This is a genomic window from Streptomyces sp. NPDC053367 (assembly GCF_044545925.1).
Classification (GTDB): domain Bacteria; phylum Actinomycetota; class Actinomycetes; order Streptomycetales; family Streptomycetaceae; genus Streptomyces.
The window spans coordinates 261474-287541 of sequence record NZ_JBITYN010000001.1; the positions used below are offsets into that span (position 1 = coordinate 261474).

The 26068-nt window shown below is 71.1% G+C and carries 18 protein-coding genes; 9 read left to right on the top strand and 9 right to left on the bottom strand.

Features of this window, described 5'->3' with window-relative positions; all coding sequences use genetic code 11:
• Positions 1-145: 145 nt before the first annotated feature.
• From pepN to ACIGXJ_RS01235, 4 genes are all read right to left on the bottom strand, one after another.
• Positions 146-2641 carry an aminopeptidase N gene (pepN, locus tag ACIGXJ_RS01220; RefSeq protein WP_399639906.1) on the bottom strand — a complete coding sequence of 832 codons (2496 nt, stop codon included), beginning with the start codon at positions 2639-2641 and terminating at the stop codon, positions 146-148.
• 155 nt (positions 2642-2796) lie between these two features.
• The gene (locus ACIGXJ_RS01225; protein WP_399639909.1) at positions 2797-3300 is read right to left on the bottom strand and encodes a two-component system response regulator; all 504 of its coding nucleotides are present in this window, start codon (positions 3298-3300) and stop codon (positions 2797-2799) included.
• 42 nt (positions 3301-3342) lie between these two features.
• Positions 3343-3693 (bottom strand): chorismate mutase, encoded by a 351-nt coding sequence (locus tag ACIGXJ_RS01230; RefSeq protein ID WP_399639911.1) that lies wholly within the window; start codon positions 3691-3693, stop codon positions 3343-3345.
• A 346-nt stretch (positions 3694-4039) separates the two neighbouring features.
• Positions 4040-4474, bottom strand: coding sequence for a GNAT family N-acetyltransferase (locus ACIGXJ_RS01235; RefSeq protein ID WP_399639914.1), 435 nt, complete (start codon positions 4472-4474; stop codon positions 4040-4042).
• Positions 4475-4578: 104 nt separating this feature from the next.
• Between ACIGXJ_RS01235 and ACIGXJ_RS01240 the strand changes: the two genes are divergently transcribed.
• Complete coding sequence (locus ACIGXJ_RS01240; protein ID WP_399639916.1) at positions 4579-5490, top strand: hypothetical protein; 912 nt, start codon at positions 4579-4581, stop codon at positions 5488-5490.
• A 9-nt stretch (positions 5491-5499) separates the two neighbouring features.
• On the opposite strand, the gene ACIGXJ_RS01245 is transcribed toward ACIGXJ_RS01240, so the two are convergent.
• A complete protein-coding gene (locus ACIGXJ_RS01245; protein ID WP_399639918.1) occupies positions 5500-7914 on the bottom strand; it encodes a polysaccharide lyase 8 family protein in 2415 nt (804 codons plus the stop codon).
• A 221-nt stretch (positions 7915-8135) separates the two neighbouring features.
• On the opposite strand from ACIGXJ_RS01245, the gene ACIGXJ_RS01250 reads away from it, so the two are divergent.
• The 6 genes from ACIGXJ_RS01250 to ACIGXJ_RS01275 all read left to right on the top strand — a co-directional run bounded on the left by ACIGXJ_RS01250 (position 8136) and on the right by ACIGXJ_RS01275 (position 15788).
• Entirely contained in the window at positions 8136-9197 is a 1062-nt protein-coding gene (locus ACIGXJ_RS01250; RefSeq protein WP_399639920.1) for a LacI family DNA-binding transcriptional regulator, read from the top strand.
• Between the two features lie 46 nt (positions 9198-9243).
• Entirely contained in the window at positions 9244-11019 is a 1776-nt protein-coding gene (locus tag ACIGXJ_RS01255; protein ID WP_399639923.1) for a beta-galactosidase family protein, read from the top strand.
• A gap of 174 nt (positions 11020-11193) precedes the next feature.
• Positions 11194-12504, top strand: coding sequence for an ABC transporter substrate-binding protein (locus tag ACIGXJ_RS01260; protein WP_399639926.1), 1311 nt, complete (start codon positions 11194-11196; stop codon positions 12502-12504).
• Between the two features lie 337 nt (positions 12505-12841).
• On the top strand, positions 12842-13840 hold the full coding sequence (locus ACIGXJ_RS01265) for a carbohydrate ABC transporter permease (RefSeq protein ID WP_399639929.1): 999 nt from the start codon (positions 12842-12844) through the stop codon (positions 13838-13840).
• A 2-nt stretch (positions 13841-13842) separates the two neighbouring features.
• Positions 13843-14769: a carbohydrate ABC transporter permease gene (locus ACIGXJ_RS01270; RefSeq protein ID WP_399639932.1), complete on the top strand. Its 927-nt coding sequence runs from the start codon at positions 13843-13845 to the stop codon at positions 14767-14769.
• Positions 14770-14807: 38 nt separating this feature from the next.
• Entirely contained in the window at positions 14808-15788 is a 981-nt protein-coding gene (locus ACIGXJ_RS01275) for a hydroxyacid dehydrogenase (protein ID WP_399642119.1), read from the top strand.
• Between the two features lie 260 nt (positions 15789-16048).
• Here the strand turns inward: ACIGXJ_RS01275 and ACIGXJ_RS01280 are convergent, their stop codons facing one another.
• Positions 16049-16777 (bottom strand): vWA domain-containing protein, encoded by a 729-nt coding sequence (locus ACIGXJ_RS01280; RefSeq protein ID WP_399639935.1) that lies wholly within the window; start codon positions 16775-16777, stop codon positions 16049-16051.
• Positions 16778-16922: 145 nt separating this feature from the next.
• Between ACIGXJ_RS01280 and ACIGXJ_RS01285 the strand changes: the two genes are divergently transcribed.
• Positions 16923-17846, top strand: coding sequence for a rhomboid family intramembrane serine protease (locus tag ACIGXJ_RS01285; RefSeq protein WP_399639938.1), 924 nt, complete (start codon positions 16923-16925; stop codon positions 17844-17846).
• Positions 17847-17868: 22 nt separating this feature from the next.
• Positions 17869-18768, top strand: coding sequence for a chitosanase (locus tag ACIGXJ_RS01290; RefSeq protein ID WP_399639941.1), 900 nt, complete (start codon positions 17869-17871; stop codon positions 18766-18768).
• Between the two features lie 119 nt (positions 18769-18887).
• Here ACIGXJ_RS01290 and ACIGXJ_RS01295 read toward each other — a convergent pair whose 3' ends face one another.
• From ACIGXJ_RS01295 to ACIGXJ_RS01305, 3 genes are all read right to left on the bottom strand, one after another.
• On the bottom strand, positions 18888-20348 hold the full coding sequence (locus ACIGXJ_RS01295; RefSeq protein WP_399639944.1) for a glutamate synthase subunit beta: 1461 nt from the start codon (positions 20346-20348) through the stop codon (positions 18888-18890).
• On the bottom strand, positions 20341-24933 hold the full coding sequence (gene gltB, locus ACIGXJ_RS01300; protein WP_399639946.1) for a glutamate synthase large subunit: 4593 nt from the start codon (positions 24931-24933) through the stop codon (positions 20341-20343). Before gltB ends, ACIGXJ_RS01295 begins: the two co-directional genes overlap by 8 nt.
• Positions 24934-25304: 371 nt before the next feature.
• The gene (locus ACIGXJ_RS01305; RefSeq protein ID WP_399639949.1) at positions 25305-26036 is read right to left on the bottom strand and encodes a VIT1/CCC1 transporter family protein; all 732 of its coding nucleotides are present in this window, start codon (positions 26034-26036) and stop codon (positions 25305-25307) included.
• Positions 26037-26068 lie beyond the last annotated feature (32 nt).

A 26068-nucleotide genomic window follows, 5' to 3' on the forward strand; every position in this document is an offset into this window, starting at 1 on the left:
GCCGGGGGTGGGGTGGCGTCGGGTGGCGGGCCGGGGTGCTTGGGGTTCGGCCCGCCACCGTCGTGCGCGGGTGTCGTCCGGTGGTCGGTGTACGCACCCGTGGGTGGCGTCTCGGGGTGGGTGCTTGTGACGCCCGGGGTGTCTGTTACGCCTCGCCGCGGACGCGCAGTGCGCGGGCGAGGTCGTCGAGCTGGTCGACGAGCTTGCGGCGCAGGGCGGGGATGGGTTCGGCGTCCTTCAGGCACTGCTCTCCGAGGCGCAGTGTCTCGGTGTCGACGGCGTGCGCGGGGAACGCCCAGCGGCCGGCGGCTTCGGCGATGGCGGGGCCGCGGCGTTCGGCGAGGGCGACGGCGTCGCGGTAGTAGCGGGGGACGTAAGCGCTGACGAGGTCGGTCTGTTCGGGCTGCCAGAAGCCTTGGGCGGTGGCGGTGAACAGGTAGTTGGACAGGTCGTCGCGGCTGAACATCGCCTCCCACGCGCGTGCCTTGGCCTCGGTGTCGGGCAGGGCGGCACGGCAGCGGGCGGCGCCTTCCTGGCCGGTGGCGCTGGGGTCGCGTTCGAGTTCGGCGGCGATGGTGTCCTCGTCGATGGCGCCGAGGACGGCGAGGCGTTCCAGGACGCGCCAGCGCAGTTCGGGGTCGAGTTCGGGGCCGCCGGGCACGGTGCCCTCGGCGAGCCAGGCGGCGATGGTGTCGGGCTGGGCGGCGACGTCGATGAAGTGGCGTACGGCGATCAGGCGCAGGCCGGGGTGGTCGCCGTCCTCGGTGCGGCGGATGAGGTCGCGGCACAGGGCGCTGAGGGTGGACTGGGCGACGGGGCGGGCGTCGGGGGTGAGGTAGCGGTCGGTGATGTGGGTGGTGGCGAAGCCGAGGACGCCCTGGACGAGGGCGAGGTCGGTCTCGTGCGGGAGGTGGGCGCGGGCGGTGTCGAGGTAGGTGGCGGGCGGGAGTTCGCCGTCGCGTACGGCGTCGCGCAGGGCGTTCCAGACGACCGCGCGGGTGAGGGGTTCGGGCAGTCCGGACAGGCCTGCGCGCAGGGTGTCGAAGGACTCGGGGTCGAAGCGGACCTTGGCGTAGGTGAGGTCGCCGTCGTTGAGCAGGAGCAGGGCGGGGCGCTTGCCGATGGGCAGAGGGGTGGTGTGGGGGATGTCGAGTGCGAGGCGTTCGCGCAGGGCGAGGCGGCCGTTGTCGGTGAGGTCGCGGTCGTAGAGGCCGACGGTGATGTGGTGGGGGCGGCTGCCGGTGCGGTCGACGGTGAGGGTGCAGGTGCCGTTCTCGCCGGGGGTGATGCGGGGGGTGAGCTTGTCGACGCCGGTGGTGCGCAGCCAGGCGTCGGCCCAGGCGTGGACGTCGCGGTCGGTGGCGGCGGCGAGGGAGTCGATGAAGTCGGCGAGGGTGGCGTTGGCGAACTTGTGGCGGGTGAAGTGGCGGTTGATGCCGGTGAGGAAGTCCTTCTCGCCGAGCCAGGCCACCAGCTGGCGCAGGGCGGAGGCGCCCTTGGCGTAGGAGATGCCGTCGAAGTTGAGCAGGGCGGAGGCGGTGTCGTCGACGGCTTCGGGGGCGACGGGGTGGGTGGAGGGCCGCTGGTCGGCGTCATAGCCCCAGCCCTTGCGGACGACGCCGAAGTCGGTCCAGGTGTCGGTGAATCGGGTGGCTTCGGTGAGAGTCTGGTAGCCCATGTACTCGGCGAAGGACTCGTTCAGCCAGATGTCGTCCCACCACTTGAGGGTGACGAGGTCGCCGAACCACATGTGGGCCATCTCGTGCGCGATGACCATCGCGCGGGTCTGGCGTTCGGCGTCGGTGACGGCGGAGCGGTAGACGAACTCGTCGCGGAAGGTGATGAGGCCGGGGTTCTCCATGGCGCCGGCGTTGAACTCCGGGACGAACGCCTGGTCGTAGGAGTCGAAGGGGTACGGCTCGTCGAACTTCTCGTGGTAGCGGTCGAAGCACGCGCGCGTGACGTCGAGGATCTCGTCGGCGTCGGCGTCCAGGTAGGGCGCGAGGGAGCGGCGGCAGTGCAGGGCGAAGGGCAGGCCGCGGTGCTCGGTGCGCACGGAGTGCCAGGGGCCGGCGGCGACGGCGACGAGGTAGGTGGAGATCAGCGGGGTGGGGGCGGCCTGCCAGCGGCCGCCGCCGAGGGGTTCGGTGACGGTGTTGGCGAGGACGGTCCAGTCCTCGGGTGCGGTGACGGTCAGTTCGAAGACCGCTTTGAGGTCGGGCTGGTCGAACGCCGCGAAGACGCGCTGGACGTCGTCCATGAACAGCTGTGTGTAGAGGTACGTCTCGCCGTCGGTGGGGTCGGTGAAGCGGTGCATGCCCTCGCCGGTGCGCGAGTAGCGCATGGCGGTGTCGATGCGCAGTTCGTGTTCGCCGGGTGTGAGGTTCTTCAGGGGCAGCCGGTTGCCGTCGAGGCTGTCGGGGTCGAGGGGCTGTCCGTCGAGGCTGGCGGAGCGCAGTCGGTCCGGCTTGAGCTCGACGAACGTGTCCGTACGGTCCTGTCCTTCGCGCACGGTGAAGCTGATGCGGGTGCGGGAGTCGAAGGTGTCGTCGCCGGTGGTGAGGTCGAGGTCGACGTGGTAGCGGTGGACGTCGAGGAGCTGGGCACGGGTCTGCGCTTCGTCGCGCGTGAGTACGGACATGGACGACATGCTGCCTGATGCCCGGGACAGCGCACAGGGGCGGTTCGGTTCGTGAGCGGTCGGTGACGCCCTGTGCGGGCGCCGGGTGTGCTCGGCTGGGGTTCGTGTGTGTTCGTTGTGCGTTCGGCGTGTCCGTCACATCGGCTTCGGCTGGTCTACGTTCGTTCCTGCGCGGGCGTGCCGCGTGGTTCGCGTTGCTGGGGTACGCGGCCGGGCGCGGGGGTGGTGGCCGTGCGGGCGCGCAGGTCGCGCAGTTGCCGCTGGAGGGCGACGTGGCGCTGGTGGGCGTCGTAGAGGTAGCGGACCTTGGTGCGCAGGGACCAGGGATCGACGGGTTTGGTGATCAGGTCGGCGACGCCGAGTCCGTACGCGGCGGCGGCGAGTTCCTGGTCGGGGCCGAATCCGGTGAGCAGGACGACGGGGATGTGCTGGGTCTGTTCCAGGCGGCGCATGTAGCGCACGACCTCCAGGCCGCCGGGGCCGGGCTCGCCGACGTCGAGGAGGACCAGGCCGACCCGGCCGCGCAGGAGCTGTTTGAGGGCTTCGTCGCCGCTGGTGGCGCGGGTGAGCCGGCGGCCGAGGGGGGCGAGGGCGCTCTCCAGTGCGTACAGCGTGTCGGCGTGGTCGCCGACGACGAGGATCCTGGCATCCGGCGCCATGGCCGGACCTCCCTCCCGCTGGGACGGCCGGGGTGGGCCGGGTCAGTGCGCCGGGGACGCCTGTCCGTTGACGGTGTCCTCGGCGATGCTCTCGTGGTGGCGGATGACCTCCGCGATGATGAAGTTCAGGAACTTCTCGGCGAAGGCCGGGTCCAGCTTGGCGTTCTCGGCAAGGGTGCGCAGCCTGGCGATCTGGCGTGCCTCGCGGGCCGGGTCGGCGGGCGGCAGCTGGTGGACGGCCTTGAGGTGACCGACCTGCTGGGTGCACTTGAAGCGCTCGGCGAGCATGTGGACGACGGCCGCGTCGATGTTGTCGATGCTGTCGCGCAGCCGTGCGAGCTCCTCGCGCACGGCGGGGTCGACGTCACCGGTTCCGGTGTTGCTGGTGGTCATGAGCGTCCACCCTACGTGGCGGGCCGGGGTCGGATCACCGGCGCACGGGGCGAGCGCGGGGCCGCTGGCCGGATCGGGTGCCTGACGGACGCGCGGGCGGGAGGCCCGGCAAGAGGGCGAGGTGCCGGGGCGTGGCGGGCTGTGGCCGGATCCCGCGGGGCGCTCGGGGACGGGCGCACGGGCGGGCGCGCGGGGGCCGGACCCGGGGCCGCGCGGTCCGGCCGGGGCTGGGGCGGGGACCGGTCGGTGCGGGCTGGGGCCGGGGGCGCGGCCCGGTCGGGGCCCCGGTGGTGCAGCTCATCGCCGGGGCCGTTCGGTCAGGTCCCGCGTGTCTGATCGGTTCTGTTCAGCTTCCGATCTTCTTGTGCAGGTGGACGTCCTGGTGTCCGCCGGGGATGCCGTCCGTGCGGCCGGTCTCGCGGAAGCCGAGGCCGCGGTAGAAGTCGGGGGCCTGGAAGGTGAAGGAGGAGACGATCATGTCGGTGCAGCCGCGCCGTACCCCTTCCTCCTGCGCGGCCCGCATGAGGCGGCCGCCGAGGCCGGTGCCGCGCGCGTCCTCGCGTACCCACAGCATGTCGACGGCGCACAGGCTGCCCCAGATCCATCCGGTGAGCCCGCCGGCTGTCTGACCGTCGGAGTCGGTGACGGCCACGCTGAACTCCTCGGGCGTGCCGGCGCCGGTGGCCCGGGCGTTGAAGGCGGTGAGTTCCTTGTCGAGGAGCTTTGCGAGTGCGTCGTCCTGGCCGCCCACGCGGAGCGCGAAGTCGTGATCGCCGGTCATGGTGCCGCAGTATGCCAGGAGGGACCGGCAGGCAACCCGACCGGGAGGAATCCGTTCTTTTCCTCGTAGAGTGGGAATCGGGTTCAGGCGTTGGGGGTGCGGGCGTGGCGAACGGCGGGCCGGTCGAGCACGGCTACCCACATCTGGAGACGGTGCGGGACGCGATCACCGCGCTGTATCGCAGGCTGTCGTACGACACGGTGCGGACGTTCGAGACGAGTGTGGCCCCGGCCGATGTGGCGTTCTGCGACACCGACGATCTGTATCTGGGCACGCAGCGGGTGGCGCATGAGCTGGTACGGCACTATCGACTGCCGGATGCTCGAATGATCGTGAGTTTCCGGGAGATGACTCATGCGGCCAATGTCGAACTGACCGCCGGGCCGGAGTACTTCGTCGAGCTGAACGATCGTTTCCGTACGCATCGGCGGGACATCGGGGCGGCGCTCGCGCACGAGATCATGCATGTGTATCTGCACCGGCTCGATCTGTCGTTCGCCGGGACGCGGGACAACGAGATCCTCACGGACACCGCGACCACCTATCTCGGCGCGGGCTGGCTGCTGCTGGACGCCTATCGGGAGGACGGGGCGTCGTCGCAGAAGCTGGGGTATCTCACGCCGGAGGAGTTCGGGTACGTCCTGGCCAAGCGGTCGCTGGTGTTCGGCGAGGATCCGTCGACGTGGTTCACGAGTCCTCAGGCGTACACGGCGTACGGCAAGGGCATGGCGCGGGCGCGGTACGACGAGCAGCAGCCGCCGCTGACGGCGGCGGGGTGGGCGGGCCGGCGCCGTTACGCGCGTGAGCGGCGCCATGCCCAGGAGCGGCGGCCCGGCCGGGAGCAGGTGCCGGCCGCCGCGCCGGACGTGCCGTACGCGTTCACCCCGCAGGAGCCGGGTCCGCTGCGGGTGTCGTTCCCGTGTCCGACGTGTCATCAGCGGATCAGGGTTCCGGTGCGGGGCCGGGTGAAGGCGCGGTGCGGGCTGTGCCGGACGGTGCTGGAGTGCGACACGTAGGGCCCGTGGTCAGGCGAGGGTGATCACCGCCTTGTGCACGGCGCCGAGGGTGCCGGGGGTGATGCGCAGGGCCAGGGCGGTGCCGGTCGAGAGCACCTGGACGGTGGGGTCCTTGGAGGTCACCGCGGAGACGGGGCGGTTCCAGGTGAGGTCGATGGTCGCGCCGTCGCGCAGGGGTGCGGAGACGCAGAGGGTGGCCGTGGCGCCGCTTTCGCGGATCATGACGCTCGCGGGTGCGGTGACGGTGAGGTCTCCGGCGGTGCCCGCGAGCCAGAAGTTGGCGCCGGTGTAGCCGAGGGCGGGGACGCGGACGGCCTGTTGGTCATCGGTGTTGGCGAGGACGGTGATCCGGCCGGTGTCGGCGGCGCGGGCGGCGGTCTGCGCGGTGCCGGCGCCGGGCAGCATCGCGTAGGCGTAGTCGGCCCAGGTGGGGTCGGTGCCGTGGTCGAGCCGGAGGGTGAGGTAGCGGCGGGTGACGGGGGTGGTGCTGCCGCCGGTGTTGATGTCGGACCAGGCTCCGGTACGTGCCTCGCGTACGGCCTTGACGGTGGCGCCGCCGAGGAAGACGTAGCCGCCGAAGCCCGCGATGTGGGCCCAGCGGGTGCCGGTGAGGGTGGCCGTCCAGCCGAGGGTGGCGGGCTGGGCGGTGCCGTCGACGGTGAGGGTGTGGGTGCCGCTCGCGCCGAGGTTGCGGTTGTCGACGATCGTCTCGACGCCGGTGCCGTCACGGCCGTGGATGCCGGCGCCCAGGCAGAGGATCGTGTCGTCGAGGAAGAACCAGGACTTCTTGGCCAGCAGGGTGGAGGACAGGCCCTTGAGGTACTGGCCGACGGCGGCGTAGGTGCCGTCGGTGGCGCCGCCGACCCAGCGCACGTCGGGCCGGGGCGCGCCCCAGGCGCCGCCTTCGCCGTCGGCGAGGGTCTTGCGGGAGACGGTGGTGCCGGGCAGGCGCATGGGGTCGACGGTGGGCCAGAAGTTGTCGCTGTACTGGCCGTTCCCGTAGGTGTCGCCCCACCAGGAGAGCATTCCGGAACCGGTGTGCCAGCCGCGCAGGTTCTCGCCGTTGCCGTTCTCGTAGTGGGTGATGCGGTGGGAGGCCATGGAGAGGGCCGCGGCCCAGCCGGGTCTGCGGTGGACCGCTCGGTCCATGGCGGGGAAGAGGCGGTGGCCGGTGGGTTCGGCGGTGGCGGTGACCGTGGAGTCGGCGATGGTCTTGAGGCGGGCGAGCGGGGCGACGCCGAGGGTGTCGGAGGCGAGGACGGGCCGGTAGTAGTCGCGGGCGATCCAGCCTTTGATCATTCCTTCCCATCGTGTTCGTTCGGTGGTGGAGGCGCTCTGGGCGAGCAGGGCGATGCAGGCGATGACCGAATGACCGCGCGTGTGGTCGTCCTGGAGGATCGCGCGTGTGTCGCTCTTCTGCACTCCGCGGCTGATCGCCCGGCCGGAGACGCCGTCCATGGCGAGGCCGTTGAACAGGAACGGCGCGTAGGCCTTTTCGACCGAGTCGAGGATGATCTGCCGGCCCGGGTCGGTGACCTCCCAGGCCGAGTCCTTCAGCAGGACGAACAGCAGGGAGAGGCCGCCGAGCATGACCGCGCCGTAGGTGCCGGCGTAGGGGACGTAGGTGTGCTGGATGAAGCTGCCGTCGGCGTGGAGGCCGTCACCCGTGGTGACGTACGGGAAGACGGGGCTCAGGGCGTCCCTCGCGAGGGTGATCTTGGCGGAGGTCCTGCCGATGACGCCGCGCAGGGCGAGGACGCGGCACAGGTCGACGCGATTGGCACCGGTGGAGGTGCCGGAGTAGGTGGCGACCGCGCTGTCGGGGACGAAGTGGTCGACGGCGGCGGTCCAGTTCGCGATGCGGGTGGCGCCGAGGTGGTCGTAGAGGTGGGCGCTGATGTCGAGGAGCGCCTGGGGGATGCCGATCTGCCAGTTGTACCAGTTGCCGTAGCGGGCCTGGCCGGCGTTGTAGGCCTCGTCGTGGAGGTGGTCGAGGCCGGTGAGGAGGTCGGCGAGCAGGCCCGCGTCGCCGGTGAGTCCGGTGCCGGGCTGGGCGTAGGCCTCGGCGAGGGTGCGCAGGCGGTTGTAGCTGGTGCCGAGGTTGCCGGAGTAGGTGTAGGACTCGGTGTCGGTGTCGGGTTCGGGGTCGGCGTAGACGAGGTCGGGCCACAGGGAGCCGGGGAGGGGGTTCATGGTGGCGCGCAGGTCGGCGGCGGTGGCGCCGAGGGTGGCGAGCCTGCTGCGGTAGGGCTCGGCGGCCGGGTCGTAGCCGGTGCCGAGAAGGAGGTCGCGCCACTTCAGGCGCAGGGTGTCGTAGGCGTCGGCGGCGTGGGCGGTGCCCGCGGCCGTCAGGGGCAGGGAGGTGAGTGCGGCGGTGGCGAGGGCCGCGTGCAGGAGCGTGCGGCGGGACAGGGGGGAGGGCATGCGCAAGTACCTCCGAAGAGGGATGGGGGTGCGTCGTCGGGCCCGATTCCGCGCTAAGGTGAGCGGTTTCTAACACAACCGCACACAGTGCGGCAATGAAGTGAGCATTCCGCGCTCGGAATGGTTGTTCGAGCATAAACGTTCACATTCGATCAGACGGGCGCTAGACTCCAGGTCAGCCAGCCCGGACGACGACCGACGACGAGGGGAGCCCGGTCAGCGTGCACGCCGAAGAAAGGCATCAGGAGATCCTCCACAGGGTGCGCGAGAGGGGATCGATCAGAGTCACCGACGTGGCCGCGGAGCTGAACGTCTCCCCCATCACTGTCCGCAGAGACGTGGAATCCCTCGCCGAACGCGGGCTGGTCACCCGGGTGCACGGCGGCGCGGTCCTGCCCGAGGACCGGACGGAGCAGCCGGGCGCGGTGCGCCCCGCGCCACGCGGCGGTGGACGCGACTTCGTCGTGGGCCTGATCGTCCCGGCCGCCGACTACTACTACCCCGAGGTCATCAAGGGCGCCCGCGAGGCCGCGGCCGAGCACGGGCTGCGTCTGGTGCTGGGGATCTCGCAGTACAGCCCCGAGGAAGAGCGCGCCCAGGTCCGGCAGATGCTCGCCGACGGCATCGACGGGCTGCTGATCACGCCGTGCGGCCCACCGGGCGACCGCGACTGGCCGGCGGCGGAACTCGACGTCCCCTACGTCCTGGTGGAGCGGCGCCCCGACCACGACACCGGCGCCGAACGCGTCGTCACCGACCACGCCCACGGCGCCCGTATCGCCGTGCGCCACCTGTGCGACGCCGACCGGATGCAGGTGGGGCTGCTGCTGCGCGAGGACAGCCCGCACAGCGCGCTCGTCCTGGAGGGCTACCGCGCCGGGCTCGCCGAGGCGGAGTTTCCGGCCGACGACAGGGCACTGTTCCGGCTGCCGCCGCCGGGCGGTGACGCGGCCGAGCGCGAGCGGGTGCTGACCCGGTTCACCGACGCGGTCGCGGGCGGACGCCTGGACGCGGCCCTGGTGCACAACGACCACGACGCCATCGTCGTGCTCCAGCGGCTTCGCTCGCGTGGCATCCAGGTGCCCGAGGACATGGCGATCGTGGCGTACGACGACGAGGTCGCCGCGCTGGCCGACGTGCCGCTGACCGCGGTCGCGCCGCCCAAGCACGCGGTCGGCGCCGCGGCCGTGGAGCTCCTCGCGCAGCGGCTCGCGGACCCCGCTCGGCCCCGGCACCGCGTCGAGATCATCCCCGAGCTGCACGTACGCGCGTCCAGCACATAGCGCGCGGCTCCTCCTCACCCCCGGCTCCCCGACTGGAGAGACCCTCATGTTCGAGATGTCAACCGAGGGTTTCTCCCTCGGCGGCCGTCCCCTGCGCCTGCTCTCGGGCGCGCTGCACTACTTCCGGGTGCTGCCCGAGCAGTGGCCGCAGCGGCTGCGGCAGCTGCGGGCCATGGGACTGAACACGGTCGAGACGTATGTGCCGTGGAACCTGCACGAGCCGCGCCCCGGCGTGTTCGACTTCGAGGGAATCGCCGACCTCGATCGCTTCCTGCGCGAAACACACGAGGCCGGTCTGCACGCGATCGTTCGTCCATCCCCGTACATCTGCGCGGAGTGGGACAACGGCGGGCTGCCGTGGTGGCTGCTCGCCGACCCCGGGGTGCGGGCGCTGCGCTGCTCGGATCCCGCCTACCTCGCGCAAGTGGACCGCTGGTACGACCGGCTCGTGCCGCTGCTGGCCGAACACCAGGTGACCCGTGGCGGGAACGTGCTGATGGTGCAGGTGGAGAACGAGTACGGCTCGTTCGGCTGCGACACCGCCCACCTGGAGCATCTGGCCGTTTCGCTGCGTTCGCGCGGGATCGACGTGCCGTTGTTCACTTCCGACGGACCCGACGACTTCTTCCTGACCGGCGGCATGCTGCCGGACACCCTGGCGACGGTGAACTTCGGCAGCAGGGCCACGGAGGCGTTCGCCTCGCTCGCGCGGCTGCGGCCCGAGGACCCGCCGATGTGCATGGAGTTCTGGTGCGGCTGGTTCGACCACTGGGGCACCGAGCACGTCGTTCGCGAGCCTGCGGACGCCGCGGCCACGCTCGCGGAGATCCTGCGCTCGGGCGCGTCGGTGAACGTCTACATGGCGCACGGCGGAACGAACTTCTCCACCTGGGCGGGCGCCAACACCGAGGACCCGGCGACCGGCGAGCGCTACCGGCCGACGGTCACCTCCTACGACTACGACGCCCCGATCGACGAGCGCGGCGCGGCTACGGAGAAGTTCCGCGCGTTCCGCGAGGTGCTGGCCCCCTACGCGGACGGTCCGCTGCCCGAACCGGAGCCCGCCGCGCCCCTGCTGCCGCCCGCGCGGATCGGCCTCGGGGAGGCGCTGCGGCTGTTCGACGTGCTGGACACCCTGGCCGGCCCGGAGCGCGCCGCCCCGCAACCGCCGTCCTTCGAGGAACTCGGCATCGGGCAGGGGCTGGTGCTGTACGAGGGGCGCGTCCCCGGCCCCCGCGGCCCCTACCCGCTGTCGGCGCAGGGCCTGGCCGACCGTGCCCATGTCTACCTGGACGGCGTCTTCGTGGGCGTCCTGGAGCGGGACGCCGCCGAAGTGGTCGCGGATGTCACGGTGCCGGGAGCGGGGGCGCGGCTGGAACTCCTGGTGGAGTCCATGGGCCGGGTCAACTACGGGTCAGCGCTGGGCGAGAGCAAGGGCGTCCGACGGGTGCTGCACACCCAGCAGCAGGTGCACGGCTGGCGTGCACGGGCCGTGGAACTCGGGCACGGCGTCCCCGAGCGGCTGGACTGGGGGCGTGCGGGCGGAGAGGGGCGGGGCCCGGTGTTCCTGCGCGGGTCCTTGGAGGTGGCCGAGCCTGCCGACGCGCATCTGGCGCTGCCCGGCGGCGGCAAGGGCTATGTGTGGGTCAACGGCTTCTGCCTGGGCCGGTACTGGGAGGCCCGCGGCCCTCAGCGCACGCTGTATCTGCCGTGGCCGCTGCTGCGGGCGGGGCGCAACGAGGTCGTGGTCCTGGAGCTGGACGCCGACGCGGGGACGGTCCCGGCGGCGCTGGAGATCCGGGAGACGCCCGATCTCGGTTGAGCCGTGTTCGTTTCTCCGGTTCCCCAGAAGAAACGAACATCGAACGACCATTCTCTGATCGATCAGAGCGTTTACCGTGATTGATTGTTCGTTTCTATTGACTCTGATCGGACCTGCGCGAAAGATGTGCGTCATTCGCCCCCGCTGATCGGTCTTCCGTTTGGAGTCACCGTCATGAAGCCGTCCTCCCCCGCGCTCGCCGCCGCGCTCGCCTGTCTCGCCGTCCTCGCCACCGCCTGCGGTGGCGCCGACGACACCCAGGCGGGCACCGGCACCGCCGACGAGCCCGTCGAGATCACGTACTGGTCCTGGATGCCCGGCACCAAGGACATGACCGCCGAGTTCAACCGCACGCACCCGAACATCAAGGTGACGTTCGCCGAGATCCCGGCCGGTCTCAACGGCGGTTACGACAAGCTCGCGAAGGCGGTCAAGGCGGGCAACGCCCCGGACGTCGTCAACGTCGAGTACCAGGCGCTGCCCGACCTGGTGACGCAGGGCCTGCTGCGCGACTCCTCCGCGGAGTTCGCCGGCCGGGTCGAGGAGTACGCCCCCGCCTCCGTCCGCGGCCTGGTCACGCTCGGCGGCAGGACCTGGGCCGCCCCCTACGACGTGGGTCCGCAGACCCTCTACTACCGCAAGGACCTGTTCGCGCGGTACGGCATCGAGGTGCCCACCACCTGGGCGGAGTTCGAGGCCGCGGCGCGCAAGGTGAGGACCGCGTCCAAGGGCGAGGCCCGCATCCTCGACTTCTGGGGCGACGACACCGCCACCTGGGCCGGGCTCGCTCAGCAGGCCGGGGCCCGCTGGTACGGCTCCTCGGGCGACGCCTGGACGGTGGACATCACCGACCCCGCCACCAGGAAGGTCGCCGACTACTGGAAGAACCTCGTCCAGGACGACCTGGTGCTCAACCACAAGGCATGGAGCCCCGAGTCCACCAAGGCCGTCACCGACGCCAGGGCGATCGCCCTGATCGGCGCCTCCTGGAGCGCCGGCGGCATCAAGACCACGTACCCGAAGCAGGCCGGGAAGTGGGCCGAGGCGCCACTGCCGCACTGGGGCACGCCCGCCACGGGTGCCGTCGGCGGTTCCTCCTTCGCGCTGAGCAAGGACACGAAGAACGCCGCCGCGGCCGCGGAGTTCGCCCTCTGGGCCACCACGGACAAGGCCGCAGTCGAAGCCCGTCTCGCCGCCGGCACCTCGAGCGGCCTGCCCGCCGCCGAGGAACTGCGCGCCACCGCGAAGCAGTCCTTCGACGCCGCCTTCTTCGGCGGCCAGGACATCTACGCCGTCGCGGGCGCCGAGGTGCCGAAGATCGCCGAGGGCTGGGTGTGGAGCCCGGTCCACAACTCCACGACGCTCACCCTGCAGACCGAGTTCGGCAAGGTGAACGACAGCGGTGACTTCTGGGCGGCGTTCCAGGCAGGACAGCGCGCGGCCGAGAAGGCGATCACCGACCGTGGACTGAAGCTCGCGGAGTGACCTTCTGACAGGGCGCACGTCGTGGCCCGCCTGGGGTGGGTGTACCTCGTCGGGGGTGGGCCGCGGGTGCCTGGCCGCGCCCCGGAGCTCACCGGGCGGAAGCCGGCCGCCGCCTCGAAGGACCCACCCCGCCCCCACGGAAGCGGCCGTCTCTCTCCCCCCTCGCCCCCTCCTCCCGCCGCACGGGCGCACGCGCCTCACCCGCACCGCCCTTCCCGAGCGCCCGGCCCTCACGGCCTGTCGTCGGGATCGGCTGGATCGGCCCGGCGACGCGGCAGTGAAGCACAGTCCCTTTCGGCCGACCCGATCCGAACGAACGGCCTCAGGAGTCCCACCCATGACATCCACACCGGCCCCGACAGCACCGCGGCCCGCTCAGGCGTCGGCCCGGCCCGCAGGGGCGCCGGTCCAGCCGGCACCGGTGAAGGCCGGGCCCGCCGGGCGCCGCCTCAGCCGGACGCGGCGTACCGCCCCGGCGCTCTTCCTCGCCCCGTTCCTCGTCCTCTTCTTCGCCACGCTCCTGGCACCCGTCGGCTACGCGGTGTGGATGAGCCTGTTCCGTGAGCAGGCCTCCTCCGGGCTGGGTTTCGGCGGCACCAAGACGCTGTTCGTCGGCGGGGACAACTACCTGCGCGCACTGGACGACCCGGGCTTCCGGCGCGGCTTCGCGCATATCGCGCTGTACTGCGTGATCTACATCCCGGTGATGGTGGGAGGCGCGCTGGCGCTGGCGCTGCTGCTGGACTCGGCGCTCGCGCGGGCGAGACGGTTCTTCCAGCTGGCGTACTTCCTTCCGCACGCGGTGCCCGGTCTGATCGCGGCGATGGTGTGGGGGTTCCTCTACACACCGGGGCTCAGTCCTGTGATCGATCTCCTGTCCGTGTTCGGTTCGGACTGGGATCTGCTCGGACCTGATGCTGTGATCTTCTCGATGGCCAACGCGGCCACCTGGCAGTGGCTCGGCTACAACATGGTGATCTTCTACGCGGCGCTGCAGGCCGTTCCGCGCGAGACGCTGGAGGCGGCCGTCATGGACGGCGCGGGCGGACTGCGCACGGCGTGGTCGGTGAAGGTGCCGATGATCCGTTCCTCGGTCGTGCTGACCGTGCTGTTCACCGCGGTGGGTTCGATCCAGCTGTTCAACGAACCCGAGGTGCTGCGTGCGCGCGCGTCCTCGATCTCCCCGGAGTGGAGCCCGGTGATGTTCATCTACCAGTCCGCGTTCACCGAGCACGACTACGGCCTCGCCGCGGCGGCCTCGCTCCTGCTGGCGGTGCTCGGTGCCGCGCTGTCGTTCGTCATCACCCGTCTGGGCAACCGCTGGAAGGAGGCGTGAGCATGGCCGTCGACACCGCCCCCGTGGCGACCCGTACGACCGCGCGTGCGGCGAGGCAGGCAGAACGGACGGGGCGCGCGCGCCGCCGTCGTACGTCCGGCTGGTCCTCACGGGTCGCCGTCAACACGCTGCTGGCCGTGGTCGCCGTCTACACCCTGATGCCGCTGAGCTGGCTGCTGGTGAACGCCGCCAAGGACAACGGCGATCTGTTCGGCCGGCCCGGGTTCCGGCTCGGTGAGTTCAACCTGTTCACGAACATCGCCGACCTCTTCGCGTACCAGGACGGCGTCTTCGGCCGCTGGCTCGCCAACGGCCTCCTCTACTCCGGGGTCGGGGCGCTCGCCTCCACGCTGGTCTCGCTGCTGGCGGGGTACGCCTTCGCCACGTACGACTTCGCGGGCAGGGAGAAGCTGTACGGTCTGGTCCTGCTGGGCATCCTCGTGCCGCACACGGTCATCTCGCTGCCGATGTATCTGCTGGCGTCCGAGGCGGGTCTGGTGAACACCTACTGGGCGGTGCTGATCCCGGGCCTGGTCAACCCGTTCGGTGTGTATCTCGCGCGGGTGTTCTGCGAGGCGTATGTGCCGGGCGAGACATTGGAGGCGGCTCGGATGGACGGGGCCGGCGAGTTGCGCGTTTTCCGGTCAGTCGCGCTTCCGATGCTCTCCCCCGCGTTCGTCACCATCTTCTTGTTCACCTTCACGGGCAGTTGGAACAATTTCTTCCTGCCGCTCGTCATGCTCAATGACTCGTCCCTCTATCCGGTCGGCCTGGGCCTGTTCGGCTGGAACGCGATCCTGCCGCAGGAACCGCAGCTGTACGCGCTCGTCATCACGGGCTCGCTGCTGAGCGTCGTACCGCTCGCCGTCGCCTTCCTCTCGCTGCAGCGCCACTGGCGCTCCGGCCTGACCGCGGGAGCCGTCAAGTGACCTCTCCGTCCGTCCGCCGTCCGCGCACCGTCCTCGCCATGGACGCCCCCGTCCGCGAGTCCCTGTTCGACGCGGCCGCGCTCGAACGCCTCACGGCCGTCGCCGACACCGACCCCGCCCTCGTCGTGGGGGACTTCGCGGACCCGGCGGCGGCCGAGGCCCTGGCCGGGGCGGAGGCGCTGCTGACCGGCTGGGGCTGTCCGCCGCTGACCGCCGAGGCACTCGCCCGTATGCCGAAGCTGCGGACGGTCGTGCACGCGGCGGGTTCGGTCAAGCACCACATCACCGCAGCCTGCTGGGAGCGGGGCCTGACGGTCGCCTCGGCGGCCGGGGCGAACGCGCTGCCGGTGGCCGAGTACACGGTGGCCGCGATCCTCTTCTCCGGCAAGCGGGTGCTGCACTCCGCGCGCGTGTACCGCGAGAAGCGGTCCTGGGTGAACCCGATCGACGTGATCGGCTCGGGCGGCAACCACCGGCGGACCGTGGGTGTCGTGGGGGCGTCGCGGATCGGCCGCCGGGTCATCGAGCTGCTGCGGCCGTACGACCTGCGCGTCCTCCTCCACGACCCGTACGTCGACGCCGAGCAGGCGGCGGTTCTGGGGGTGCGGTCCGTCTCCCTGGACACGCTGGCCCGTTCCAGCGACATCGTGACCGTCCACGCGCCCGAACTCCCCGAGACCCGCCATCTGTTCGACCGTGCGCGGCTCGCGCTGCTGCCGGACGGGGCCACGCTGATCAACACCTCGCGCGGGTCTCTCGTCGACACGGCCGCGCTGACGCGGGAGCTGCTCACCGGCCGCCTGAACGCGGTCCTCGACGTCACCGACCCGGAGGTGCTGCCCGCCTCCTCCCCGCTCTACGACCTGCCGAACGTCCTGCTGACCCCGCATGTCGCCGGCTCCCTCGGCAACGAGCTGGGACGGATGGCCCATGCCGCGCTGGACGAACTGGAGCGTTACGCGCGCGGGTTGCCGTTCGCGGACCCGGTCAGCGCGGAGGACCTGACGCGCTCGGCGTGAGAGCGACAGCAGACACCCTCGGGCCGCGCGGCTGGCACCGGCCCCGGGAAGGCTGGGGAGCGGGCCCCGTACAGCGGCCCCGGCCTCTCCGCCGCAGCCGGTACTCCGCGGGCCCGCTCCCCCGCCAGCCGGCACTCCGCGGGCCCGCTCCCCCGCCACCGCCGGGCCCCGGTGCACGGCACGGCACCCCGCCTCACGGCACCCTCACCACCACCGCACGGCACCCCCCACCGCTACCGCACGGGAAGCCGCCGTGCGGTTCAGGCGCCCGGCGGGACGATCCCCTGCGCCCGCGCGGCGACCAGCCACTTCGGGAACTCGCCGACGACACGGTCGTACAGCTCGGCGTCGGACACCTTCCTCGGGTCGGCGCCGGCGTGGAAGAAGCCCGCGTTGTCGACGGCCCGCTTGTCCGGCACGGACAGCTCGTCGAGCTTGCGCAGATACTCGAACTGCCGGCTGTTCGGGTCCCCGAAGCCGATGAACTGCCAGAACAGCGGGAGCCGGGCCGCCTTGCACAGATAGCGCTCGGCGGCGAGCTTGTTGATCGGGCCGCCGTCGGTCTGGAACACCACGAGGGCGGGTGCGCGCGAGCCGCTGTCGAGGTAGTGGTCGATGACGGCGTCCATGGCCAGGTGGTAGCTGGTCTTGCCCATGTGCCCGAGCCCGGCCACGATCCGGTCGATCCGGCCGTGGTGGTCGGCGAGCGAGATGTCGGTGACGGCGTCGACGTCGGTGGAGAAGAACACCACCGGCACCCGGCCGTCGTCGTCGAAGTGCGCGGCGAGCCCCAGCACCCGGTCGGCGAGCGCCTGGACGCTGCCGTCCTGGTAGTACGGCTTCATGGAGCCGGAGTAGTCGACGACGAGGTAGACGGCGGCGCGCTGCCCGGCCAGGCCGTTGCGGGCCACCGAGGCTCCGGCGGTCTTGTACAGGCTGACCAGCTTCGGAGCGGTCTCCTCCACCTTGCTGAGACTGATCGCCGCCATGCACAAGCTCCCCTCGTTCCAGGACCGGAGCCCGAGGCTACGCCAAGCACGGCCCCACTTCCCCCTGCCCGCGGCGCTGTTCGCTATTTTGTTCGCCGCCGTCCCCACCGGCTCGCCAATGTCCCCTTCCCGTCGAGGAGCCGGCGTGGATGCCGAATCCGCTGTGACCACCTGCTACCGCCATCCCAAGGTGGAGTCCTACGTCGGCTGCACCCGCTGCGAGCGGTTCATCTGCCCCGACTGCATGCGCGAGGCGGCCGTCGGCCACCAGTGCCCGGAGTGTGTGAAGGAGGGCGCGCGGTCGGTGCGCCGGGCCCGGACGGTGTTCGGCGGCACCGTCACGGCGGTGCCCGTGGTGACGTACGCCCTGATCGCGCTCAACGTCCTCGCGTACCTGGCCGAGCTGGCGCGGCCCGAGCTGGTGGAGCGGTTCGCGATGCTCGGGTCCGGGCTGATCGGCCCGGACGGCCTGCACTATCTCCACGAGGGTGACGTACCCGCCGGGTTCCGGGCCGAGGGCGTGGCCGCCGGGCAGTGGGAGCGGCTGATCACCGGTGGGTTCCTGCACCTGATGCCGACCGAGGGCACCTTCGGGATCGCGCACATCGTGCTGAACATGCTCGCCCTGTGGCGGCTCGGCCCGATGGTGGAGCCGCAGCTCGGCCGGGGCCGGTTCCTCGCCCTCTACCTGCTGTCGACGCTGGGCGGCTCGGTGTTCGAGCTGCTGCTGGCCGACCCCGGTCAGCTGTCGGTCGGCGCGTCCGGCGGGGTCTTCGGGCTGACCGTAGCGGCGTACGTCATGGCCCGCCGGCTTGGTTCGGACCTGTCCGAGGCGCACCGCATGATGGTGTTCCTGCTGGTGTGGCTGGTGGTCTCCGCGCGGCTCACCTCCTGGCAGGGCCACCTCGGCGGCCTCCTCGCGGGCGGCGCGGTCGCCGCGGCGTTCGCCTACGCCCCGCGCGGGCCACGGCGTACGGCGATCCAGGCGGCGGCGTGTGCGGTCATACTGGTGGCGCTTCTCGTGGCGGTGTGGGCGAGAGTGACGGAACTGACGGGAGGGGCGGCCTGAAACGGGCCGTACGGTGAGTGTCATGAGAAAAGTGGGTCTGCTGTTCGCCGCTGTGCCGGTGCTGATCACGGCCGGGGTGTACTTCCTCGCGCCCTCCGACTCGGACGCCTCCGCGCAGGACCGGACGTCGGTGGAGCAGCTGGCCCGTGAGGAGGCCAAGGCGAAGGCCGAGGGGGAGAGCGCGGCGGACGACAAGGCGATCGCCGCCCTGCCGCCGGGTCTCGCGGCGCCGGCGAAGAAGGAGCTGGCGCAGCAGATCGTGTCCACGTCCGCGATCTCCTCGCTGGACTGGCGCAGCTCCTACGGCGCCATCGAGGACCCGGGCGACGGCCAGGGCTACACGGCGGGCATCGTCGGCTTCTGCACCGGCACGCACGACCTGCTCGTGCTGGTGGAGAACTACACGAAGGCGCACCCCGGCAACGGCCTGGCCCGCTATCTGCCGGCCCTGCGCAAGGTCGACGGCACGCCGTCCCACGAGGGCCTCGACCCCGGCTTCGTCGCGGCGTGGAAGGCGGAGGCGAAGGTCCCGGCGTTCCGCGCGGCCCAGGACGCCGAGCGCGACAACGTCTACTTCGACCCGGCGGTACGCATGGCCAAGCTGGACGGCCTGGGCACCCTCGGCCAGTTCATCTACTACGACGCCATGATCTACCACGGCCCCGACTCCAGCCCGAACGGCTTCTACGGGATGCGCGAGCGGGCCCTGAAGAAGGCCGGGCTGCCCTCCGGGGGCGGCGACGAGCGCGCGTACCTGGACGCCTTCCTGGACGTCCGCCGCGCGGCCATGCTGGCCAAGAAGCCGAACGCCGACACCAGCCGCATCGACACGGCCCAGCGCCGCTTCCTCGAGTCGGGCAACCTCGACCTCAGGACCCCGCTGACCTGGCAGGTCTACGGCGAGACGTTCCGGGTGCCGTAGAGGGCCGCAGCAGCGCCGCCGGGAAATGCGGCGGCGCCCGCCCAGAGTCCGGTCGGGGACAGGGCAGGCGCCACCAGTGTTCCGTACGCCTTTGTACGGGACGTCTTCTACGGGCCGGCTCAGACCGTCAGCGCACGGTCCGTCGGGCGGATCGGCGCCGGCAGGTCGCTGGCTCCGGTCAGGAAGCGGTCGACGCCGCGGGCGGCCGAGCGGCCCTCCGCGATCGCCCACACGATGAGGGACTGGCCTCGGCCGGCGTCACCGGCGACGAACACCCCCGGGACGTTCGTCTGGAACTCGGCGTCGCGAGCGATGTTACCCCGCTCGTCGAGCTCCAGTGCGAACTGCTCCACCAGGCCGTTCTCCCGGTCGGTGCCGGTGAAGCCCATGGCGAGGGTGACCAGCTGGGCGGGGATCTTGCGCTCGGTGCCCGGCTTCTGGGTCAGCCTGCCGTCGACGAACTCGACCTCGACCAGGTGCAGCCACTGGACGTTGCCGTCCTCGTCGCCCTCGAAGTGGGTGGTGGAGACGGAGTAGACCCGCTCGCCGCCCTCCTCGTGCGCGGAGGTGACCTTGTACAGCATGGGGAAGGTCGGCCACGGCTGGCCCGCGTTCCGGTCCTCGCCCGGCCGCGGCATGATCTCCAGCTGGGTGACGGAGGCCGCGCCCTGGCGGTGGGCGGTGCCGACGCAGTCCGCGCCGGTGTCGCCGCCGCCGATGACGACGACGTGCTTGCCCTCGGCCGTGATGGGGGGCGCCACGAAGTCGCCCTCCTGCACCTTGTTGGCCAGCGGCAGGTACTCCATGGCCTGGTGGATGCCCTTGAGCTCGCGGCCCGGCACCGGCAGGTCGCGGGCCGTGGTGGCGCCGACGGCCAGCACGACGGCGTCGTAGCGCTTGCGCAGTGCGGTCGCGGGCATGTCGCGGCCGATCTCGACGCCGGTGCGGAACTTGGTGCCCTCCGCGCGCATCTGCTCGATACGGCGGTTGATGTGCCGCTTCTCCATCTTGAACTCGGGGATGCCGTAGCGGAGGAGGCCTCCGATGCGGTCCGCGCGCTCGTAGACGGCGACGGTGTGCCCGGCGCGGGTCAGCTGCTGGGCGGCGGCCAGGCCCGCGGGGCCCGAGCCGACGACGGCGACGGTCTTGCCGGACAGGCGCTCCGGGATCTGCGGGGCGACGTCCCCGGTGTCCCACGCCTTGTCGATGATGGAGACCTCGACGTTCTTGATGGTGACGGCCGGCTGGTTGATGCCGAGCACACACGCCGACTCACAGGGCGCCGGGCAGAGGCGGCCGGTGAACTCCGGGAAGTTGTTGGTGGCGTGCAGGCGCTCCTGCGCGGCCGACCAGTCCTCGCGGTAGGCGTAGTCGTTCCACTCGGGGATGAGGTTCCCGAGCGGACAGCCGTTGTGGCAGAACGGGATGCCGCAGTCCATGCAGCGGGACGCCTGCTTGCTGATGATCGGCAGCAGCGAGCCCGGGACGTAGACCTCGTTCCAGTCCTTGACGCGCTCCTCGACGGGGCGGGACTTGGCGACCTCGCGGCCGTGGTTCAAAAAGCCCTTCGGGTCAGCCATTGATCGCCGCCTCCATCATCTTCTCGGTGATCTCGGACTCGGAGAGACCGTCTCGCTCGGCGGCGTCCTTGGCGGCGAGCACTGCCTTGTACGTGCTGGGGATGATCTTGCTGAAGCGCTCCACGGCGGTGTCCCACTCGGCGAGCAGCTTCTCGGCGACCGTCGAGCCGGTCTCCTCCTGGTGACGGCGCACCACGTCGTGCAGCCACTGCTTGTCGGCCTCGTCGAGGGCCTCGACGGCGTCGACGTTGCCGGCGTTGACGTTGTCGCGGTCCAGGTCGATGACGTACGCGACGCCACCGGACATACCGGCCGCGAAGTTGCGGCCCGTCTCGCCGAGGACGACCGCGTGGCCGCCGGTCATGTACTCGCAGCCGTGGTCGCCCACGCCCTCGGAGACCACCAGCGCGCCGGAGTTGCGGACGCAGAACCGCTCCCCGGTACGGCCGCGCAGGAACAGTTCGCCGGCGGTGGCGCCGTAGGCGATGGTGTTGCCCGCGATGGTCGAGTACTCGGCGAGGTGGTCGGCGCCGCGGTCCGGGCGGACGACGATCCGGCCGCCGGACAGGCCCTTGCCGACGTAGTCGTTGGCGTCGCCCTCCAGACGCAGCGTGACACCGCGCGGGACGAAGGCGCCGAAGGACTGGCCGGCCGAGCCGGTGAAGGTGATGTCGATGGTGTCGTCGGGCAGGCCCGCGCCACCGAACTTCTTCGTCACCTCGTGGCCGAGCATGGTGCCGACCGTGCGGTTGATGTTGCGGATGGCCACCTGGGCGCGGACCGGCTGTGCGTCCGTCGCGCTGTCGGCGGCCAGCGCGTCCGCGGCCAGCTTGATCAGCTCGTTGTCGAGGGCCTTCTCCAGGCCGTGGTCCTGCGCGATGACCTGGTGGCGTACGGCGCCCTCGGGCAGGTCGGGCACGTGGAACAGCGGCTCCAGGTTGAGGCCCTGGGCCTTCCAGTGGTCGACCGCGCGCTCGACGTCGAGCACCTCGGCGTGGCCGACGGCCTCCTCGATGGAGCGGAAGCCCAGCTCGGCGAGGAGTTCGCGGACCTCCTGCGCGATGAACTGGAAGAAGTTCACCACGAACTCGGCCTTGCCGGCGAAGCGGTCGCGCAGCACCGGGTTCTGGGTGGCGATGCCGACCGGGCAGGTGTCCAGGTGGCAGACGCGCATCATGACGCAGCCGGAGACGACGAGCGGCGCGGTCGCGAAACCGAACTCCTCGGCGCCGAGCAGCGCGGCGATGATCACGTCTCGGCCGGTCTTCAGCTGGCCGTCGGTCTGTACGACGATCCGGTCGCGCAGGCCGTTGAGCAGCAGCGTCTGCTGGGTCTCGGCGAGACCCAGCTCCCAGGGACCGCCCGCGTGCTTCAGCGAGGTCAGCGGGGAGGCACCCGTACCGCCGTCGTGGCCGGAGATCAGCACCACGTCCGCGTGCGCCTTGGACACACCGGCCGCGACCGTGCCGACGCCGACCTCGGAGACCAGCTTCACGTGGATCCGCGCCTGCGGGTTCGCGTTCTTCAGGTCGTGGATCAGCTGGGCCAGGTCCTCGATCGAGTAGATGTCGTGGTGCGGCGGCGGGGAGATCAGGCCCACGCCCGGCGTCGAGTGACGCGTCTTGGCGACCCACGGGTAGACCTTGTGGCCGGGCAGCTGGCCGCCCTCGCCGGGCTTGGCGCCCTGGGCCATCTTGATCTGGATGTCGTCCGCGTTGACGAGGTACTCGCTCGTCACGCCGAAGCGGCCGGAGGCGACCTGCTTGATGGCGCTGCGGCGCGCCGGGTCGTACAGGCGCTCCGGGTCCTCGCCGCCCTCACCGGTGTTGGACTTGCCGCCCAGCTGGTTCATGGCGATGGCGAGGGTCTCGTGCGCCTCCTTGGAGATGGAGCCGTACGACATGGCGCCGGTGGAGAAACGCTTGACGATCTCGGAGACCGGCTCGACCTCGTCGATGGAGATGGACGGGCGGTCGGACTTGAAACCGAACAGGCCGCGCAGCGTCATCAGGCGCTCGGACTGCTCGTTCACCCGCTCCGTGTACTGCTTGAAGATGTCGTAGCGCTTGGTGCGGGTCGAGTGCTGGAGGCGGAAGACGGTCTCCGGGTCGAACAGGTGCGGCTCGCCCTCACGGCGCCACTGGTACTCGCCGCCGATCTCCAGCGCGCGGTGCGCGGGAGCGATGCCGGAGGCGGGGTAGGCCTTGGCGTGGCGGGCGGCGACCTCCTTGGCGATGACGTCGATGCCGACGCCGCCGATCTTGGAGGCGGTGCCGTTGAAGTACTTCTCCACGAAGGCCTCTTCGAGACCGACGGCCTCGAAGACCTGGGCGCCGCGGTAGGAGGCGACGGTGGAGATGCCCATCTTGGACATGACCTTCAGCACGCCCTTGCCGAGGGCGTAGATCAGGTTCTTGATGGCCTTCTCGGGCTCCAGGCCGTTCAGGAAGGTGCCGGCCCGCAGCAGGTCCTCGACGGACTCCATCGCCAGGTACGGGTTGACGGCGGCGGCGCCGTAGCCGATGAGCAGGGCGACGTGGTGGACCTCGCGGACGTCGCCGGCCTCGACCAGCAGGCCCACGTGGGTGCGCTGCTTGGTGCGGATGAGGTGGTGGTGGACGGCCGCGGTGAGCAGCAGCGACGGGATCGGCGCGTGCTCGGCGTCGGAGTGGCGGTCCGACAGCACGATCAGCCGGGCGCCGTTCTCGATGGCGGCGTCGGCCTCGGCGCAGATCTCGTCGATGCGGGCGGCGAGGGCCTCACCGCCGCCGTGCACCCGGTACAGGCCGGACAGGGTCGCGGCCTTGAAGCCGGGCATGTCGCCGTCGGCGTTGATGTGGATGAGCTTGGCCAGCTCGTCGTTGTCGATGACCGGGAAGGGCAGCACGACGGAACGGCAGGACGCGGCGCTCGGGTCGAGCAGGTTGCCCTGCGGGCCCAGCGAGCTGCGCAGGGAGGTGACCAGCTCCTCGCGGATCGCGTCCAGCGGCGGGTTGGTGACCTGCGCGAACAGCTGGGTGAAGTAGTCGAAGAGCAGCCGCGGGCGCTCGGACAGGGCCGCGATCGGCGAGTCCGTGCCCATGGAGCCGATCGGCTCGGCGCCGGTGCGGGCCATCGGGGCGAGGATGACGCGCAGCTCCTCCTCGGTGTACCCGAAGGTCTGCTGGCGGCGGGTCACCGAGGCGTGGGTGTGCACGATGTGCTCGCGCTCGGGCAGGTCGGAGAGCTCGATCTCGCCGGTCTCCAGCCATTCCGCGTACGGGTTCTCCGCGGCGAGCTGGGCCTTGATCTCGTCGTCCTCGATGATGCGGTGCTCGGCGGTGTCGACGAGGAACATCCTGCCGGGCTGGAGGCGGCCCTTACGGACGACCTTCGCGGGGTCGATGTCGAGGACGCCGACCTCGGAGCCGAGGACGACGAGGCCGTCGTCGGTGACCCAGTAGCGGCCCGGGCGCAGACCGTTGCGGTCGAGGACCGCGCCGACCTGGGTGCCGTCGGTGAAGGTGACACAGGCGGGGCCGTCCCAGGGCTCCATCATCGTGGAGTGGAACTGGTAGAAGGCGCGCCGGGCCGGGTCCATGGAGTCGTGGTTCTCCCACGCCTCCGGGATCATCATCAGCACGGAGTGCGGCAGCGAGCGGCCACCGAGGTGCAGCAGTTCGAGCACCTCGTCGAAGGACGCCGAGTCGGACGCGTCGGGCGTACAGATCGGGAAGACCCGCTCGAGCTTGTCGCCGCCGAAGAGGTCGGAGACGAGCTGCGACTCGCGGGCGACCATCCAGTTGCGGTTGCCCTTGACGGTGTTGATCTCACCGTTGTGCGCGACGAACCGGTACGGGTGTGCGAGCGGCCACGACGGGAAGGTGTTCGTGGAGAACCGGGAGTGCACGAGCGCGATCGCGGAGGCGAAGCGGCGGTCGGACAGGTCCGGGAAGAACGGCTCCAGCTGGCCGGTGGTCAGCATGCCCTTGTAGACGAGGGTGCGCGCCGACAGTGACGGGAAGTACACCCCGACCTCGCGCTCGGCGCGCTTGCGCAGCACGAACGCCTTGCGGTCGAGGGCGATGTCCGTGGACGCCCCGTCGGTCACGAAGATCTGCCGGAAGACCGGCATGGTGGAGCGGGCGGTGGCGCCGAGCAGCTCGGGCGCGACCGGGACCTCACGCCAGCCGAGGACGGTCAGGCCCTCGTCGGCCGCGATCGTCTCGATCTTCGAGACGGCGTCCTGGGTGCCCTCCTCCGGCAGGAAGGCGATGCCGACCGCGTAGGCACCGGCCTCGGGCAGCTCGAATCCGGCCACCTCGCGCAGGAAGGCGTCCGGCACCTGGGAGAGGATGCCCGCGCCGTCGCCCGAGTCGGGCTCGGAGCCGGTGGCACCGCGGTGCTCCAGGTTGCGCAGGACCGTCAGGGCCTGCTCGACCAGGGTGTGGGACGCCTCGCCGGTGAGGGTGGCGACGAAACCGACGCCGCACGCGTCGCGTTCGTTGCGGGGGTCGTACATACCCTGCGCAGCAGGGCGAGCATCCATGAAGGACCAGTTCTGGCCATTCGCGGAGTGCTGGGACGGCTGGCGCGGCGTACGCATCGGCTCTCCCGTCGTCGTCATGTGGCATGTGCAAGTGCCGAGGGACGACGTTGGCCCTCTGCGTGGGATGCAAAATTTCGTGCAGGTTACATGATGGAGCGGTTCTCGGGAACCGGGATAGTCCGTTCCACCATGCGGACGCCGCGGGTATCGGCGCAGGTACCGCGCTCGGCGGTCGATGTGTGTGGGGACCGACGGGAACAGATCCGTGTTCCCCGGTCCGAGGGGCGGGTGGGGCTCCTTCGCCCGTCCCGCGAGTACGCCCCAGGCGTCATTGCCCACAGCGCTTACGGCTCATGCCCGGTGGTCATGCGGTCGAAACCAGCGGGTAACGGCTACTTATGCGGCCCAACGCATAAGTTCCAGCCGCGTCATCCTACGGCGATTCCGAACAGGCTGCCCAGGACGTACGTCACACCGGCCGCGGCACCGCCGAGCGCGAGCTGCCTCAGCCCGCTGAACCACCAGCTGCGCGCGGTCACCTTGGCGACCACGGCCCCGGCCCCGAACAGTCCGAGCAGCGCCAGCAGCACGGCCGGCCACAGTGCGGTGGCGCCGAGCAGATACGGCAGGACGGGCAGCAGGGCGCCCAGCGCGAAGGACCCGAAGGACGACACGGCCGCGACGGTGGGCGAGGGCAGGTCGCCGGGGTCGATGCCGAGCTCCTCGCGGGCGTGTATCTCCAGGGCCTGCTCGGGGTCCTTCGACAGCTGCCGGGCAACCTGGCGGGCCAGCTCCGGCTCCACGCCCCGCGACACGTACAGGGCGGCCAGCTCGGCCTCCTCGTCCTTGGGGTGCCGGCGCAGCTCACGCCGCTCGATGTCCAGCTCGGCCTCGACCAGCTCGCGCTGGGAGGCGACGGAGGTGTACTCACCGGCGGCCATGGAGAAGGCGCCGGCCGCGAGACCGGCGAGCCCGGTCAGCACCACGGTCTGCTGGCCCACGGACCCGCCGGCCACACCGGTCATCAGCGCCAGGTTGGAGACCAGGCCGTCCATCGCGCCGAACACCGCGGGGCGCAGCCAGCCGCCGTTGACGTCACGGTGGGTGTGGTTGTCCCGGTGCGCCTCGTGCAGCGCCGCCTCGGTCTCGATGATGGCCATCGGAGCCCCCCAATTGAGCTTAGCCAAAGCTA